The sequence below is a fragment of the Flavobacterium pectinovorum genome (assembly GCF_900142715.1).
Lineage (GTDB): Bacteria > Bacteroidota > Bacteroidia > Flavobacteriales > Flavobacteriaceae > Flavobacterium > Flavobacterium pectinovorum.
Window position 1 is genome coordinate 186,350 of record NZ_FRBX01000004.1, and the last position, 14,990, is coordinate 201,339.

Genomic DNA, 14,990 nt, shown 5'->3' on the forward strand with positions numbered 1-14,990 from the left:
TCGTAAGAAATGGCTAGAGATTTAAAATATACAAGAAATATCGGAATTGCTGCTCACATTGATGCTGGTAAAACAACAACAACTGAGCGTATCCTTTTTTATACTGGAAAGTCACATAAAATTGGTGAAGTACATGATGGTGCTGCAACAATGGACTGGATGGCACAAGAGCAAGAAAGAGGTATTACAATTACTTCTGCTGCTACAACTTGTGAGTGGAATTTTCCAACTGAGCAAGGTAAAATTTTACCAAACTCATTGCCTTATCACTTTAATATTATTGATACTCCTGGACACGTTGATTTTACTGTAGAGGTAAATCGTTCTTTGCGTGTTCTTGATGGATTGGTTTTCTTGTTTAGTGCTGTTGATGGTGTTGAGCCGCAATCAGAAACTAACTGGAGACTTGCAGATCAATATAGAGTTCCACGTATGGGATTCGTTAATAAAATGGACCGTCAAGGATCTAACTTTTTGGCAGTTTGTCAACAAGTTCGTGATATGTTGAAGTCAAATGCTGTTGCGATCACTTTGCCAATTGGTGAAGAAAATGATTTCAAAGGTGTTGTGGATTTAGTAAAAAACCAAGCTATCATTTGGCATGATGCAACTCAAGGGGCGACTTTTGATATTGTTGAAATTCCTGCTGATATGGTTGCTGAAGTTAAAGAGTACAGAGATATCCTTATTGAAGCAGTTGCTGACTATGATGAAAACTTGCTTGATAAGTATATGGAGAATCCAGATTCTATCACAGAAGAAGAAATCAACAACGCTCTTAGAGCTGCAACTATGGACATGGCTATCATTCCTATGATTGCTGGTTCTTCTTTCAAAAACAAAGGAGTTCAATTCATGTTGGATGCGGTATGTAAATACTTGCCTTCTCCAATGGATAAAGAAGGTATAGAAGGAATTCATCCTGATGATGCTGAGTTGTTAGAAGAAGATCAAACTAAAATCTTGCGTAAGCCAGATGTAAAAGAGCCATTTGCTGCTTTGGCATTTAAAATTGCTACTGACCCATTCGTAGGTCGTTTAGCTTTCTTCCGTGCTTATTCTGGTCGTTTAGATGCAGGTTCTTATGTTTTGAACACACGTTCAGGAAATAAAGAAAGAATTTCTCGTATTTACCAAATGCACGCTAACAAACAAAATCCAATCGAATATATTGAGGCTGGAGATATTGGAGCTGCTGTTGGATTTAAAGATATTAAAACTGGAGATACATTGTGTGATGAAAAACACCCAATCATTCTTGAGTCTATGAAATTCCCTGCGCCGGTAATTGGTATTGCAATTGAGCCTAAAACTAAAGCTGACGTTGATAAAATGGGTATGGCTTTGGCTAAATTAGCTGAAGAAGATCCAACATTTACTGTTAGAACGGATGAGGCTTCAGGGCAAACTATTATCTCTGGTATGGGTGAGCTTCACTTAGATATCTTGGTAGATCGTATGAAACGTGAATTTAAAGTTGAAGTTAATCAAGGTGAACCTCAAGTTGAATATAAAGAAGCGTTTACAAGAACTGCTACACATAGAGAAACTTATAAGAAACAATCAGGAGGTCGTGGTAAATTCGGTGATATCGTATTTACACTTGAGCCAGCTGACGAAGTTGATGGTAAGGTTCCTGTAGGATTACAGTTTATTAATGCAGTAAAAGGTGGTAACGTTCCTAAGGAATATATCCCTTCTGTAGAAAAAGGTTTCCGTGAAGCTATGAAAACTGGTCCATTGGCAGGTTATCAAGTGGATAGTTTAAAAGTAACTTTGACGGATGGATCTTTCCACCCTGTCGATTCTGATGCTCTTTCTTTTGAATTAGCTGCTAGAATGGGTTATAGAGAAGTGGCTAAAGCTGCTGGTGCGATTATTTTGGAACCAATCATGAAAATGGAGGTTATTACTCCTGAAGAAAACATGGGGGATATCGTAGGTGATATCAACCGTCGTAGAGGTCAGGTTAATGACATGGGTGACAGAAACGGTGCTAAGACTATTAAAGCTGATGTGCCTTTATCAGAAATGTTTGGATATGTAACAACATTAAGAACATTATCTTCTGGTAGAGCAACTTCAACAATGGAGTTTTCTCACTATGCAGAAACACCTTCTAATATTTCAGAAGCTGTAATTAAAAAAGCAAAAGGTAACGCTTAATTCTTAAGAAAATGAGTCAAAAAATCAGAATAAAACTAAAATCTTACGATCACATGTTGGTGGATAAGTCTGCTGAAAAGATCGTAAAAACAGTAAAAACTACTGGAGCAGTTGTAACAGGTCCAATTCCGTTGCCAACTCACAAAAAACTTTTCACTGTGTTACGTTCTCCACACGTTAACAAAAAAGCGAGAGAGCAATTTGAAGTAATGTCATACAAGAGATTGATTGATATTTATTCATCCTCATCTAAAACTATTGATGCATTAATGAAACTTGAATTGCCAAGTGGAGTTGAAGTAGAAATAAAAGTATAATTTTTTATTATATTTTACATATAAAAAGCGAGACAGAAATGTCTCGCTTTTTTTGTGGACAAAAGTTTTCATGGCTAATTTTCCGAGATATTTATTTTGGTGAATTATTTCTGTTTTTGTTGAAATGCCTTGAGTTTAGGGTGTTACCGATGTTTTTTCTTTAGCTGATTAGGTAATTGTTAAGCTGAATGTTGTTGTGGGTTAAAAAGATAGATTTTATTTTTTTAATGAAATAAAATATAGGTGATGCTCAGATTGATGCTTTGATTTTGATTATGAGCTATTTAATTTTTATAACCGTTTGGTATATTCAATTTTAATGTATACTTTTGCACTCCCTGTTTGGAAATTTCTGTTATTTTCAAATTGAAGGGAATTTTAGTAATTAATAATTAATATTTATGTCTGGGTTAATTGGTAAAAAAATCGGCATGACTAGTATTTTCGACGAAAACGGGAAAAACATTCCTTGTACAGTAATCGAGGCTGGCCCGTGTGTTGTTACCCAAGTCAGAACCAAAGGTGTTGACGGGTACGAAGCGTTGCAACTTGGTTTCGATGACAAAAACGAGAAACATTCCACTAAAGCGGCTTTAGGTCACTTTAAAAAAGCTGGAACTGTTGCTAAGAAAAAAGTCGTTGAATTTCAAGATTTTGCAACTGAACAAAAATTAGGAGATCTTATTGATGTTTCTATTTTTGCTGAAGGAGAATTTGTAGATGTACAAGGTGTATCTAAAGGTAAAGGTTTTCAAGGGGTTGTTAAACGTCACGGATTTGGTGGTGTTGGACAAGCAACTCACGGTCAACACAACCGTTTAAGAGCGCCAGGTTCTGTGGGAGCTTCTTCTTATCCATCTAGAGTATTCAAAGGAATGCGTATGGCTGGAAGAATGGGAGGAGACAATGTAAAAGTTCAAAACCTTAGAGTTTTAAAAGTGGTTGCTGAAAAGAACCTGCTTGTTATTAAAGGATGTGTTCCTGGACATAAAAACTCTTATGTAATCATTCAGAAGTAATGGAAGTAAAAGTATTAGATTTCAACGGAAAAGATACTGGAAGAAAAGTTCAACTTTCTGATTCAGTATTCGCAATTGAACCAAACAATCACGCTGTATACCTTGATGTTAAGCAATATCTTGCTAATCAAAGACAAGGAACTCACAAAGCTAAAGAAAGAGCTGAAGTGACTGGAAGTACACGTAAGATTAAAAAACAAAAAGGAACTGGTACAGCTCGTGCGGGAAGTATCAAAAATCCATTGTTTAAAGGTGGTGGAACAATTTTCGGACCAAGACCAAGAAGTTATTCATTTAAATTGAATAAAAGCTTGAAAAGATTGGCAAGAAAATCAGCTTTCTCAATCAAAGCAAAAGAGTCAAATATTATCGTTCTTGAGGACTTTAATTTTGAAACTCCAAACACTAAAAATTTCATTAACGTTTTGAAAGCTTTAGGGTTAGATAACAAAAAATCTCTATTTGTGTTGGGAGAGTCAAATAAAAATGTATATTTGTCGTCACGCAATTTAAAGGCTTCTAATGTCGTAACTAGCTCAGAATTAAGCACTTACGCTATTTTAAACACTAATAATTTAGTGCTTTTAGAAGGTTCTTTGGAGTTAATCGAAGAAAATTTAAGTAAATAATAGGAATATGAGCATCATAATTAGACCTATAGTAACGGAAAAAGTAACCAAAGAAAGTGAAGTTTTAAACCGCTTCGGATTCGTTGTTGACAAAAAAGCAAACAAAGTTCAAATTAAGAAAGCTATTGAAGCTGCTTATGGAGTAACTATCGTTTCAGTTAACACGATGAACGTAAGACCGGATAGAACTACAAAATACACTAAAAGTGGTTTAATCAGTGGAAAGACAAATGCAATTAAAAAAGCGATTGTTCAAGTACAAGAAGGAGAAACAATTGATTTTTACAACAATATCTAAGATAGAAAAATGTCAGTAAGAAAATTAAAACCTATTACCCCAGGTCAGCGATTTAGAGTTGTGAATGGTTATGACGCCATTACAACTGATAAGCCGGAACGCTCTTTGATAGCGCCGATAAAAAACTCTGGAGGTAGAAATAGTCAAGGAAAGATGACCATGCGTTATACGGGTGGTGGTCACAAGCAGAGATATCGTATTATTGATTTCAAAAGAACTAAAGACGGAATTCCGGCTACAGTGAAATCAATCGAATACGATCCAAATCGTACTGCATTTATCGCTTTATTAGCTTATGCTGATGGAGAGAAAACATATGTTATTGCGCAAAACGGATTGAAAGTTGGTCAGAAATTAGTTTCTGGTCCAGAATCTCAACCTGAAATTGGTAATACATTGCCTTTAAGCAGAATTCCTTTAGGAACTGTTATTTCTTGTATTGAGTTACGTCCAGGTCAAGGTGCGGTAATCGCTCGTTCAGCTGGTACATTTGCACAATTAATGGCAAGAGATGGAAAATATGCTACAATTAAAATGCCATCTGGTGAAACAAGATTAATCTTGTTAACTTGTTCGGCTACAATTGGAGCTGTTTCTAATTCAGACCACCAATTAGTTGTATCTGGTAAAGCAGGTAGAACAAGATGGTTAGGAAGAAGACCTAGAACAAGACCTGTTGCAATGAACCCTGTTGATCACCCAATGGGTGGTGGAGAAGGACGTTCTTCTGGTGGACATCCACGTTCAAGAAATGGAATACCAGCAAAAGGTTATAGAACTCGTTCTAAGAAAAACCCGAGTAACAAGTATATCGTAGAACGTAGAAAGAAATAATAAGATATGGCACGTTCATTAAAAAAAGGACCTTTCGTTCATTATAAGTTAGACAAGAAAGTTCAGGAAAACGTAGAAAGTGGTAAAAATAGTGTAGTAAAGACTTGGTCTAGAGCTTCTATGATTACTCCAGATTTCGTTGGACAAACTATCGCAGTTCATAACGGTCGTCAATTTGTACCAGTTTACGTAACAGAAAACATGGTAGGTCACAAATTAGGAGAGTTTTCACCAACTAGATCTTTTAGAGGTCATGCTGGAGCAAAAAATAAAGGTAAAAAATAAGAAGCAATGGGAGTTCGTAAAAGAGAAACAGCAGATGCGAGAAAAGAGGCTAATAAGTCTATTGCTTTCGCAAAATTGAATAACTGCCCTACTTCACCTAGAAAAATGCGCTTAGTAGCGGACTTGGTAAGAGGTCAGAAGGTAGAAAGAGCACTTAACATCTTAAGATTCAGTTCTAAAGAAGCTTCAAGAAAATTAGAAAAACTATTATTATCTGCAATCAATAACTGGGAGCAAAAAAATAGTGAAGGTAATTTAGAAGAGGCTGGATTATTTGTTAAAGAGATCAGAGTAGATGGTGGAATGATGTTGAAAAGACTTCGTCCAGCTCCACAAGGTCGTGCACACAGAATAAGAAAACGTTCTAACCACGTAACAATCGTGCTTGGAGCTATCAATAACACACAAAGCAATTCTTAAGCAGCATGGGACAAAAGACAAATCCAATTGGAAATAGACTTGGTATCATCAGAGGGTGGGACTCAAACTGGTATGGTGGAAATGATTACGGTGATAAACTTGCCGAAGATCACAAAATCAGAAAGTATATCCACGCTCGTTTATCAAAAGCTAGTGTATCAAAAGTAATCATCGAGAGAACTTTGAAACTTGTAACCGTTACTATCACTACTGCAAGACCTGGTATCATTATCGGAAAAGGCGGACAAGAGGTAGACAAGTTAAAAGAAGAACTTAAGAAAGTTACTGACAAAGAGGTTCAAATCAACATCTTTGAAATTAAAAGACCTGAATTAGATGCTTATCTTGTGGCGACAAGCATCGCTCGTCAAATCGAAAGCCGTATTTCTTACAGACGTGCAATCAAAATGGCTATTGCTGCTTCTATGCGTATGAACGCTGAAGGTATCAAAGTTTTGATTTCTGGTCGTTTGAATGGAGCTGAGATGGCACGTTCGGAAGGTTTCAAAGAAGGTAGAATTCCTCTATCAACTTTCAGAGCTGATATTGATTATGCTTTGGCTGAAGCTCATACTACTTATGGTAGAATGGGTATCAAAGTATGGATCATGAAAGGTGAAGTTTATGGAAAGAGAGATCTTTCTCCACTTGCAGGAATGGATAAAAAACAATCTGGAACTGGTGGTGGTAAAGGTGGTGATTCTCCTAGAGGAGATAGAAAACCCTTTAATAAAGGTGGTAAACCAGACGCTCGTAAAAGAAAGTAAATTTTTAAACTAAAGAAAAATGTTACAGCCTAAAAGAACAAAATACCGTAAGGTACAGAAAGGTAAAATGAAAGGTAACTCTCAAAGAGGGCATGAACTTTCTAATGGAATGTTTGGTATTAAATCTGTACATGAAGATGGAATGTTCTTAACGTCTCGTCAAATCGAAGCTGCGCGTATTGCTGCAACTCGTTTCATGAAGAGAGAAGGACAATTATGGATCAAAATATTTCCAGACAAACCAATTACTAAGAAGCCTCTTGAGGTACGTATGGGTAAAGGTAAAGGTGCCGTTGAATATTGGGCTGCCGTTGTTAAACCCGGAAGAATTATGTTTGAAGTTGGAGGAGTTCCTTTATCAGTTGCAAAAGAGGCTTTACGTCTTGCAGCTCAAAAGCTTCCAGTAAAAACTAAATTCGTCGTTGCTAGAGATTTCGAAGCATAATTAAATTTATATTATGAAACAATCAGAAATAAAAGATCTTTCTGCAGCGGAGTTGCAAGAAAAACTTAGTCAAACTAAGAAAATATATGCTGACCTAAAAATGGCTCACGCTATTTCTCCAATTGAGAACCCACTTCAGATTAGAAGTGTAAGAAGAACAGTTGCAAGATTAGCTACAGAGTTAACTAAAAGAGAGTTACAATAATTGTATTCTGCTGAAAGATGGAAGAAAAAAGAAATTTAAGAAAAGAAAGAATAGGTGTTGTTACTTCAAATAAAATGGATAAGTCTATTGTTATTGCTGAAGTAAGAAAAGTAAAACACCCATTATACGGTAAGTTCGTGTTGAAAACAAAGAAATACGTTGCACACGACGAAACAAACGACTGTAACATTGGAGATACTGTAAGAATTAGCGAAACGCGTCCTTTAAGTAAAACAAAATGTTGGAGATTAGTTGAAATCTTAGAAAGAGCTAAATAATTATGGTACAACAGGAATCAAGACTAAAAGTAGCAGATAACACGGGAGCAAAAGAAGTTTTAACTATCCGTGTTTTAGGAGGTACCAAAAGAAGGTATGCCTCTGTTGGTGACAAGATTGTAGTATCTATTAAAGATGCAACTCCTAACGGTAACGTTAAAAAAGGAGCTGTTTCAACTGCAGTTGTTGTACGTACCAAAAAAGAAGTGAGAAGAGCTGATGGTTCTTATATCCGTTTCGATGATAATGCATGTGTTCTTTTGAACGCTGCAGGGGAAATGAGAGGAACTCGTGTTTTTGGTCCGGTAGCAAGAGAACTTCGTGAAAAACAATTCATGAAAATTGTATCATTAGCACCAGAAGTGCTTTAATTCGTTTTAAGATGATAAAGCTAAAAATAAAATCAGGAGATATCGTAAGAGTTATTGCTGGAGACCATAAAGGTGCTGAAGGTAAAGTTTTACGTGTTTACCGTGAGAAAAATAAAGCGATAGTTGAAGGTGTAAACATGGTTTCGAAACATACAAAACCAAGTGCTAAAAACCCTCAAGGTGGTATCGTTAAGAAAGAAGCTTCTATACAAATATCTAACATTTCACTAATTGATCCTAAAACTAAGGAAACAACTAGAGTTGGTATTAGAGTAGAAGGAGATAAGAAAGTAAGATTTTCAAAAAAATCTAATCAAGTACTATAGTAATGGCATATACACCTAGACTAAAAGAAGAATATAAGAGTAGAGTAATCTCTGCTCTTAAAGAGGAATTCGGATATACAAACGTGATGCAAGTTCCAAAACTTGAAAAAATCGTTTTGAGCCGTGGAGTTGGTGCAGCTGTATCTGATAAAAAACTTATTGACTATGCAGTTGATGAGTTAACAAAGATCACTGGACAAAAAGCAGTATCTACAATTTCAAAGAAAGACGTTGCGTCTTTTAAATTGAGAAAAGGGATGCCTATTGGAGCAAAAGTTACTTTACGTGGTGAAAGAATGTATGAGTTTTTAGATAGACTTGTTACTTCTGCTTTACCACGCGTTAGAGATTTTAGTGGTATCAAAGCTACTGGTTTCGACGGAAGAGGTAATTACAATCTTGGAGTTTTAGAGCAAATCATTTTCCCTGAAATTGATATTGACAAAGTAAACAAAATTTCAGGAATGGATATTACATTTGTTACTACTGCAAAAACAGACAAGGAAGCAAAGTCATTATTGGCTGAATTAGGATTACCTTTTAAAAAGAATTAAGACATGGCTAAAGAATCAATGAAAGCCCGTGAGGTTAAGAGAGAAAAAACGGTAGCAAAGTATGCTGAGAAAAGAAAAGCTTTGAAAGAAGCTGGAGATTTTGAAGGTTTACAAAAATTACCTAAAAATGCTTCACCAGTTCGTTTGCACAATCGTTGTAAGTTAACAGGTAGACCAAGAGGTTATATCCGTCAATTCGGTATTTCACGTGTAACTTTCCGTGAGATGGCTAATAATGGGTTAATTCCTGGAGTTAAAAAAGCGTCTTGGTAATCTCGCAATAAGTTAGTACTTTTGCAAACCAAAAAATAATTTTAATTGATTAAAGGTTCGGGAGATGGGTATCTCCCGAAAACCATAATCGCAATCAAATACATATGTATACAGATCCTATTGCAGATTATTTGACTAGAGTTCGTAACGCTGTGGCTGCAAACCACAAAGTTGTTGAAATTCCAGCTTCTAATCTAAAAAAAGAAATAACTAAGATCTTATTTGATCAAGGTTATATCTTGAGTTACAAATTTGAGGACAACACTGTTCAGGGTTCAATCAAAATCGCTTTGAAGTATGATAAAGATACTAAAGAGCCTGTAATTAAAGATATCCAAAGAATTAGTAAACCTGGTTTACGTAAATACGCAGGTGCTGCCAAATTACCAAGAATCCTTAACGGATTAGGAATTGCGATTGTTTCTACATCAAAAGGTTTGATGACTGGAAAACAAGCTAAGCAATTAAATGTAGGTGGTGAAGTAATTTGTTACGTATACTAATTTTAAAGACTAAATAAGATGTCAAGAATAGGTAAAAGCCCAATTGTAATCGCTGCTGGTGTAACTGTTGAAGTTAAAGACGGTATCGTTACGGTAAAAGGAAAAAAAGGTCAACTAACTCAGGAGTTTTCGGACATTACTGTAAAAGTTGAAGGCGATCAAGTTCTATTAGAAAGATCGTCTGATCATAAAGACCAAAGAGCAAAACACGGATTATACAGATCATTAATCAATAATATGATAATTGGTGTATCTGAAGGTTTTACAAAAGAACTTGAATTAGTTGGAGTTGGATATAGAGCTTCAAACCAAGGTCAAAAGTTAGATTTAGCTCTTGGATATTCTCACAATATTGTTTTAGAAATTGCTCCGGAAGTTGCATTAGAAACAATATCTGAAAAAGGTAAAAACCCTATCGTAAAATTAACATCATTTGATAAACAACTTTTAGGACAGGTTGCTGCGAAAATCAGAGGTTTCCGTAAGCCTGAGCCGTACAAAGGAAAAGGTGTTAAATTTGTGGGTGAAGTATTAAGAAGAAAAGCAGGTAAATCAGCTTAAAAAATAAGATTATGTCATTAACAAAATCTGATAGAAGACAGAGAATTAGATTCAGAATTAGAAAATCGATTAGTGGTACTGCTACTAACCCAAGACTATCTGTATTTAGAAGTAACAAAGAAATTTACGCTCAACTTATTGATGACGTAAATGGAGTTACTTTATTAGCTGCATCTTCAAGAGAAAAAGAAATAGGAAAAGGTACTAACGTTGAAATCGCTGCTGCTGTTGGAAAATTAGTTGCAGAGAAAGCGTTAAAAGCTGGGATTGATACAATCACTTTTGATAGAGGTGGTTATTTATATCACGGTCGTATTAAATCATTAGCAGAAGGCGCAAGAGCGGCTGGACTTAAATTCTAATATATTATGTCTAAATACAAAAATGTAGAATTGGTAAAACCAAGTGGTCTTGAACTTAAAGATCGTCTGGTAAGTGTTAATCGTGTTACTAAAGTTACAAAGGGTGGTAGAGCTTTCGGTTTTTCTGCTATTGTAGTTGTAGGTGATGAAAACGGAGTAGTTGGTCACGGATTAGGAAAATCTAAAGACGTTTCTGAAGCAATTGCGAAAGCAGTAGAAGATGCTAAGAAAAATTTAGTAAAAATTCCTTTGAATGGACAATCTGTTCCTCACGAACAAAAAGGTAAATTTGGTGGTGCACGTGTATTCTTAATTCCTGCTTCTCATGGTACAGGAGTTATTGCTGGTGGAGCTGTTCGTTCAGTTCTTGAATCAGTAGGTATTCACGATGTATTATCTAAATCTCAAGGATCATCAAATCCTCATAACGTAGTGAAAGCAACTTTTGATGCTTTATTACAAATGAGAAGCGCTCATACTGTTGCAAAACAAAGAGGTGTTTCTTTAGAAAAAGTTTTTAAAGGTTAATTCAAGGAAATTATGGCTAAATTATTAGTAAAACAAGTAAGAAGCAAAATCAACTGTCCTCTTTCTCAAAAAAGAGGTTTGGAAGCTTTAGGTCTACGTAAAATGGGACAAGTTGTAGAGCATGATTCAAACCCTGCTATCCTTGGGATGATAAACAAAGTTAAACACTTAGTTTCTGTCGAAGAAGCTAAATAACAAATACTGTTATGAATTTAAGTAACTTACAACCAGCTGAAGGGTCAACACACAATCAAAATAAAAGATTAGGTAGAGGAGAAGGTTCTGGAAAAGGTGGTACTTCTGCAAGAGGTCACAAAGGAGCAAAATCTCGTTCTGGTTATTCTAAAAAGATTGGTTTTGAGGGAGGGCAAATGCCACTTCAAAGACGTGTACCTAAGTTTGGTTTCACAAACATCAATCGTAAAGAATACGAAGGTGTTAATTTAGATACGCTTCAATTATTAGTAGACAATGGTGTGATTACTGATTCTGTTTCAATGACAGATTTCGTAGCAAATCGTCTTGCTACCAAAAATGAAATCGTTAAGATTTTAGGTAGAGGAGAATTGAAAGCAAAATTAAAAGTAACTGCCCACAAATTTACTGCTACTGCTAAAGCTGCTATTGAAGCTGCTGGAGGAGAAGCTGTAACTATATAACTTATCTATTAAGATGAAGAAATTTATTGAATCAATAAGTAATGTTTGGAAAATCGAAGAACTGAAAAACAGAATCCTAATTACATTAGGATTGCTTTTAGTATATCGTTTTGGTGCACACGTTACGCTTCCTGGAATTGACGCAACTCAATTAACAGGTTTAGCGGGACAAACTAAAAATGGTTTAGGATCTATCCTAGACATGTTTACAGGAGGTGCTTTCTCTAAAGCTTCAGTTTTTGCTTTAGGTATTATGCCTTATATTTCTGCATCTATTGTTGTTCAGTTGATGGGAATTGCTATTCCTTATTTACAAAAACTTCAAAACGATGGAGAGAGTGGTAGAAAAAAGATTAATCAAATCACTCGTTGGTTGACTATAGCTATTACACTGGTTCAAGGTCCAACTTATATCTATAATTTGTACAGAACATTGCCTGGTAGTGCATTCTTACTAGGCTTTAATTCACCTGAATTTTTGTTCTCGTCTGTTATCATCTTAGTCACTGGTACAATTTTTGCTATGTGGCTTGGTGAGAAAATTACAGATAAAGGTATTGGAAATGGAATTTCATTATTGATTATGGTTGGTATTTTAGCTCGCTTACCGCAAGCTTTTATACAAGAATTTACAACCAGAGTTACCAATAACAATGGAGGTCCAATGTTGTTAGTTATTGAAATTATTGTGTGGTTATTAGTAATTATTGCTTGTGTATTGCTTACAATGGCAGTACGCAGAATTCCGGTTCAGTATGCTCGTCGTACAACAACTGGAGATTATGAGCAAGATTTAGCAGGTGGTAATAGACAATGGATTCCTCTTAAGCTTAATGCTTCTGGAGTTATGCCAATCATTTTTGCTCAGGCAATTATGTTTATACCTGCAGCTGTAGCCGGATTGTCTAAATCAGACACATCACAATCTATTGTTGGAGCATTTAGTAATATCTTTGGATTTTGGTATAATTTTGTTTTTGCAACTTTAATTATTGTATTTACATTTTTCTATACTGCGATCACAGTTCCTACTAACAAAATGGCCGATGATTTAAAAAGAAGCGGTGGTTTTATTCCTGGAGTTCGTCCTGGAGCTGAAACCTCAGACTTCCTTGATAAAGTGATGTCTTTAATAACTTTCCCAGGATCTTTATTCCTTGCTTTGATTGCTGTGTTCCCAGCTATTGTTGTAAGTATTATGGATGTACAACAATCTTGGGCAATGTTTTTTGGAGGTACCTCATTAATAATTATGGTTGGAGTTGCAATAGATACTATTCAACAAATCAATTCATACTTGTTAAACAAACATTATGATGGTTTAATGAAGACTGGTAAAAATAGAAAAGCGGTAGCTTAATATATTTATGGCAAAACAATCAGCAATAGAACAAGACGGATCAATCATTGAAGCATTATCAAATGCGATGTTCCGTGTAGAGTTAGAAAATGGACATATTGTAATTGCTCATATTTCTGGTAAAATGCGTATGCATTACATCAAGTTATTACCTGGTGATAAAGTGAAACTAGAAATGAGTCCTTATGATTTGTCAAAAGCAAGAATTACTTATCGATATTAAAGGATATTCACTATGAAAGTTAGAGCATCAGTAAAAAAGAGAAGTCCCGAGTGCATCATTGTGCGTAGAAAAGGGAGATTGTACGTAATAAACAAAAAGAATCCTAGATTTAAACAAAGACAAGGATAATTATGGCAAGAATAGCAGGGGTAGATATCCCAAAAAATAAAAGAGGTGTTATAGCACTTACCTATATCTTTGGATTAGGAAGAAGTAGAGCTATTGAGATTTTAGAAAAAGCTCAAGTTAGCCAAGACAAAAAAGTTCAAGATTGGAATGATGATGAGATCGGAGCGATTCGTGATGCTGTTTCATTTTACAAAATTGAAGGAGAATTACGTTCTGAAGTTTCTTTGAACATCAAACGTTTAATGGATATTGGTTGTTATAGAGGTATCCGTCATAGATCTGGTCTTCCTTTAAGAGGACAAAGAACTAAAAACAACTCTAGAACAAGAAAAGGTAAAAGAAAAACTGTTGCTAACAAGAAAAAAGCAACTAAATAATAAGTAATATGGCTAAAGCAACTGCAAAAAAACGTAAAGTTATCGTTGAATCAACGGGTGAAGCTCATATTTCTGCCACTTTCAACAACATTATCATTTCTTTGACTAATAAGAAAGGTGAAGTTATTTCTTGGTCTTCAGCTGGTAAGATGGGTTTCAGAGGTTCTAAAAAGAACACTCCGTACGCAGCTCAAATGGCAGCAGAAGATTGTAGTAAAGTAGCTCTTGAGGCAGGACTTAAAAAAGTAAAAGTTTATGTAAAAGGACCAGGAAACGGACGTGAGTCTGCTATTCGTTCTATTCATAACGGTGGAATTGAAGTTACAGAGATTATCGATGTTACTCCAATGCCTCACAACGGATGTCGTCCTCCAAAAAGACGTAGAGTTTAATTTTATTTATTCATAGTATAAACAAGGTAGAATATAGATTATCGAAGGATTTGACCTGAATTCATAATCTCTACCTTAAATTTAATTTTTTAGAAATGGCAAGATATACTGGTCCAAAAACTAGAATTGCTCGTAAATTTGGCGAAGCAATCTTCGGAGATGATAAATCTTTCGAAAAAAGAAATTACCCACCTGGACAACACGGGATGGCTAAAAAAAGAGGTAAAAAATCTGAGTATGCTGTTCAGTTAATGGAAAAGCAAAAAGCTAAATATTCTTATGGAATTTTAGAAAAACAATTCAGAAATTTATTTAAAAAAGCATCAGCAACTAAAGGTGTTACTGGTGAAGTTCTTTTACAATTATGTGAGGCAAGATTAGATAACGTTGTTTTTAGAATGGGTATTGCTCCTTCTAGAAGAGGTGCTAGACAATTAGTTTCTCACAGACACGTTACTGTAAATGGTGAGGTTGTAAATATCGCTTCTTATCACCTTAAACCAGGTGATAAAGTTGCAGTTCGTGAAAAATCTAAGTCTTTAGAAGCTATCGAACGTTCTTTATCAAATTCAAGTCATGTTTATGAATGGATTACTTGGAACAATGATCTTAAAGAAGGAACTTTCGTTTCTGTACCTGCAAGACTTCAAATCCCAGAAAACATTAAAGAACAATTAATCGTAGAGTTGTACAACAAATAATAATTGAC

28 protein-coding genes are annotated in these 14,990 nt (G+C 35.3%); all 28 read left to right on the plus strand.

Annotated features, from left to right (window positions below):
• The first annotated feature begins 9 nt into the window (after nucleotides 1–9).
• The 28 genes from fusA to rpsD all read left to right on the plus strand — a co-directional run bounded on the left by fusA (nucleotide 10) and on the right by rpsD (nucleotide 14,982).
• A complete protein-coding gene (gene fusA, locus BUE22_RS14460; protein ID WP_042565875.1) occupies nucleotides 10–2,166 on the plus strand; it encodes an elongation factor G in 2,157 nt (718 codons plus the stop codon).
• A gap of 11 nt (nucleotides 2,167–2,177) precedes the next feature.
• On the plus strand, nucleotides 2,178–2,483 hold the full coding sequence (rpsJ, locus tag BUE22_RS14465; protein WP_007803605.1) for a 30S ribosomal protein S10: 306 nt from the start codon (nucleotides 2,178–2,180) through the stop codon (nucleotides 2,481–2,483).
• Nucleotides 2,484–2,884: 401 nt separating this feature from the next.
• Nucleotides 2,885–3,502, plus strand: coding sequence for a 50S ribosomal protein L3 (gene rplC, locus BUE22_RS14470; RefSeq protein WP_007803612.1), 618 nt, complete (start codon nucleotides 2,885–2,887; stop codon nucleotides 3,500–3,502).
• Nucleotides 3,502–4,131: a 50S ribosomal protein L4 gene (gene rplD / locus BUE22_RS14475; protein ID WP_041516263.1), complete on the plus strand. Its 630-nt coding sequence runs from the start codon at nucleotides 3,502–3,504 to the stop codon at nucleotides 4,129–4,131. The genes rplC and rplD overlap by 1 nt, the downstream gene beginning before the upstream one ends.
• Nucleotides 4,132–4,138: 7 nt before the next feature.
• Nucleotides 4,139–4,429 carry a 50S ribosomal protein L23 gene (gene rplW, locus BUE22_RS14480; protein ID WP_007803621.1) on the plus strand — a complete coding sequence of 97 codons (291 nt, stop codon included), beginning with the start codon at nucleotides 4,139–4,141 and terminating at the stop codon, nucleotides 4,427–4,429.
• 9 nt (nucleotides 4,430–4,438) lie between these two features.
• On the plus strand, nucleotides 4,439–5,263 hold the full coding sequence (rplB, locus tag BUE22_RS14485; protein WP_007803623.1) for a 50S ribosomal protein L2: 825 nt from the start codon (nucleotides 4,439–4,441) through the stop codon (nucleotides 5,261–5,263).
• 6 nt (nucleotides 5,264–5,269) lie between these two features.
• The gene (rpsS, locus tag BUE22_RS14490; RefSeq protein ID WP_012022488.1) at nucleotides 5,270–5,548 is read left to right on the plus strand and encodes a 30S ribosomal protein S19; all 279 of its coding nucleotides are present in this window, start codon (nucleotides 5,270–5,272) and stop codon (nucleotides 5,546–5,548) included.
• A gap of 6 nt (nucleotides 5,549–5,554) precedes the next feature.
• Nucleotides 5,555–5,968: a 50S ribosomal protein L22 gene (rplV, locus tag BUE22_RS14495; RefSeq protein WP_007803631.1), complete on the plus strand. Its 414-nt coding sequence runs from the start codon at nucleotides 5,555–5,557 to the stop codon at nucleotides 5,966–5,968.
• A 5-nt stretch (nucleotides 5,969–5,973) separates the two neighbouring features.
• Nucleotides 5,974–6,735 carry a 30S ribosomal protein S3 gene (gene rpsC / locus BUE22_RS14500; RefSeq protein WP_007803635.1) on the plus strand — a complete coding sequence of 254 codons (762 nt, stop codon included), beginning with the start codon at nucleotides 5,974–5,976 and terminating at the stop codon, nucleotides 6,733–6,735.
• 19 nt (nucleotides 6,736–6,754) lie between these two features.
• On the plus strand, nucleotides 6,755–7,180 hold the full coding sequence (gene rplP / locus BUE22_RS14505) for a 50S ribosomal protein L16 (RefSeq protein ID WP_007803637.1): 426 nt from the start codon (nucleotides 6,755–6,757) through the stop codon (nucleotides 7,178–7,180).
• Between the two features lie 13 nt (nucleotides 7,181–7,193).
• A complete protein-coding gene (rpmC, locus tag BUE22_RS14510) occupies nucleotides 7,194–7,385 on the plus strand; it encodes a 50S ribosomal protein L29 (protein WP_007803639.1) in 192 nt (63 codons plus the stop codon).
• A gap of 17 nt (nucleotides 7,386–7,402) precedes the next feature.
• Nucleotides 7,403–7,663, plus strand: coding sequence for a 30S ribosomal protein S17 (gene rpsQ, locus BUE22_RS14515; protein WP_007803646.1), 261 nt, complete (start codon nucleotides 7,403–7,405; stop codon nucleotides 7,661–7,663).
• A gap of 2 nt (nucleotides 7,664–7,665) precedes the next feature.
• Nucleotides 7,666–8,034, plus strand: a complete 369-nt coding sequence (gene rplN / locus BUE22_RS14520) for a 50S ribosomal protein L14 (protein WP_007803649.1) — start codon at nucleotides 7,666–7,668, stop codon at nucleotides 8,032–8,034.
• 11 nt (nucleotides 8,035–8,045) lie between these two features.
• The gene (rplX, locus tag BUE22_RS14525) at nucleotides 8,046–8,360 is read left to right on the plus strand and encodes a 50S ribosomal protein L24 (protein ID WP_007803650.1); all 315 of its coding nucleotides are present in this window, start codon (nucleotides 8,046–8,048) and stop codon (nucleotides 8,358–8,360) included.
• Nucleotides 8,361–8,362: 2 nt separating this feature from the next.
• Nucleotides 8,363–8,914 (plus strand): 50S ribosomal protein L5, encoded by a 552-nt coding sequence (gene rplE, locus BUE22_RS14530; protein ID WP_007803652.1) that lies wholly within the window; start codon nucleotides 8,363–8,365, stop codon nucleotides 8,912–8,914.
• A gap of 3 nt (nucleotides 8,915–8,917) precedes the next feature.
• Nucleotides 8,918–9,187, plus strand: a complete 270-nt coding sequence (gene rpsN, locus BUE22_RS14535; protein WP_007803655.1) for a 30S ribosomal protein S14 — start codon at nucleotides 8,918–8,920, stop codon at nucleotides 9,185–9,187.
• A gap of 104 nt (nucleotides 9,188–9,291) precedes the next feature.
• Entirely contained in the window at nucleotides 9,292–9,690 is a 399-nt protein-coding gene (gene rpsH / locus BUE22_RS14540) for a 30S ribosomal protein S8 (protein WP_007803657.1), read from the plus strand.
• 18 nt (nucleotides 9,691–9,708) lie between these two features.
• The gene (rplF, locus tag BUE22_RS14545; protein WP_042565877.1) at nucleotides 9,709–10,251 is read left to right on the plus strand and encodes a 50S ribosomal protein L6; all 543 of its coding nucleotides are present in this window, start codon (nucleotides 9,709–9,711) and stop codon (nucleotides 10,249–10,251) included.
• 11 nt (nucleotides 10,252–10,262) lie between these two features.
• A complete protein-coding gene (rplR, locus tag BUE22_RS14550; RefSeq protein WP_042565878.1) occupies nucleotides 10,263–10,613 on the plus strand; it encodes a 50S ribosomal protein L18 in 351 nt (116 codons plus the stop codon).
• Nucleotides 10,614–10,616: 3 nt separating this feature from the next.
• Entirely contained in the window at nucleotides 10,617–11,141 is a 525-nt protein-coding gene (gene rpsE / locus BUE22_RS14555) for a 30S ribosomal protein S5 (RefSeq protein WP_085950926.1), read from the plus strand.
• A gap of 12 nt (nucleotides 11,142–11,153) precedes the next feature.
• Nucleotides 11,154–11,336 carry a 50S ribosomal protein L30 gene (gene rpmD / locus BUE22_RS14560; RefSeq protein ID WP_017495010.1) on the plus strand — a complete coding sequence of 61 codons (183 nt, stop codon included), beginning with the start codon at nucleotides 11,154–11,156 and terminating at the stop codon, nucleotides 11,334–11,336.
• Between the two features lie 11 nt (nucleotides 11,337–11,347).
• On the plus strand, nucleotides 11,348–11,800 hold the full coding sequence (rplO, locus tag BUE22_RS14565; RefSeq protein WP_017495009.1) for a 50S ribosomal protein L15: 453 nt from the start codon (nucleotides 11,348–11,350) through the stop codon (nucleotides 11,798–11,800).
• A 13-nt stretch (nucleotides 11,801–11,813) separates the two neighbouring features.
• The gene (gene secY / locus BUE22_RS14570; RefSeq protein ID WP_042565879.1) at nucleotides 11,814–13,160 is read left to right on the plus strand and encodes a preprotein translocase subunit SecY; all 1,347 of its coding nucleotides are present in this window, start codon (nucleotides 11,814–11,816) and stop codon (nucleotides 13,158–13,160) included.
• A 7-nt stretch (nucleotides 13,161–13,167) separates the two neighbouring features.
• The gene (gene infA / locus BUE22_RS14575; protein WP_007136545.1) at nucleotides 13,168–13,383 is read left to right on the plus strand and encodes a translation initiation factor IF-1; all 216 of its coding nucleotides are present in this window, start codon (nucleotides 13,168–13,170) and stop codon (nucleotides 13,381–13,383) included.
• 12 nt (nucleotides 13,384–13,395) lie between these two features.
• Complete coding sequence (gene ykgO, locus BUE22_RS14580) at nucleotides 13,396–13,512, plus strand: type B 50S ribosomal protein L36 (RefSeq protein ID WP_072945378.1); 117 nt, start codon at nucleotides 13,396–13,398, stop codon at nucleotides 13,510–13,512.
• A 2-nt stretch (nucleotides 13,513–13,514) separates the two neighbouring features.
• Nucleotides 13,515–13,889 carry a 30S ribosomal protein S13 gene (rpsM, locus tag BUE22_RS14585; RefSeq protein ID WP_007803675.1) on the plus strand — a complete coding sequence of 125 codons (375 nt, stop codon included), beginning with the start codon at nucleotides 13,515–13,517 and terminating at the stop codon, nucleotides 13,887–13,889.
• 8 nt (nucleotides 13,890–13,897) lie between these two features.
• Nucleotides 13,898–14,281: a 30S ribosomal protein S11 gene (rpsK, locus tag BUE22_RS14590; RefSeq protein WP_007803677.1), complete on the plus strand. Its 384-nt coding sequence runs from the start codon at nucleotides 13,898–13,900 to the stop codon at nucleotides 14,279–14,281.
• Nucleotides 14,282–14,376: 95 nt separating this feature from the next.
• Nucleotides 14,377–14,982 carry a 30S ribosomal protein S4 gene (gene rpsD / locus BUE22_RS14595; protein ID WP_026982953.1) on the plus strand — a complete coding sequence of 202 codons (606 nt, stop codon included), beginning with the start codon at nucleotides 14,377–14,379 and terminating at the stop codon, nucleotides 14,980–14,982.
• Nucleotides 14,983–14,990 lie beyond the last annotated feature (8 nt).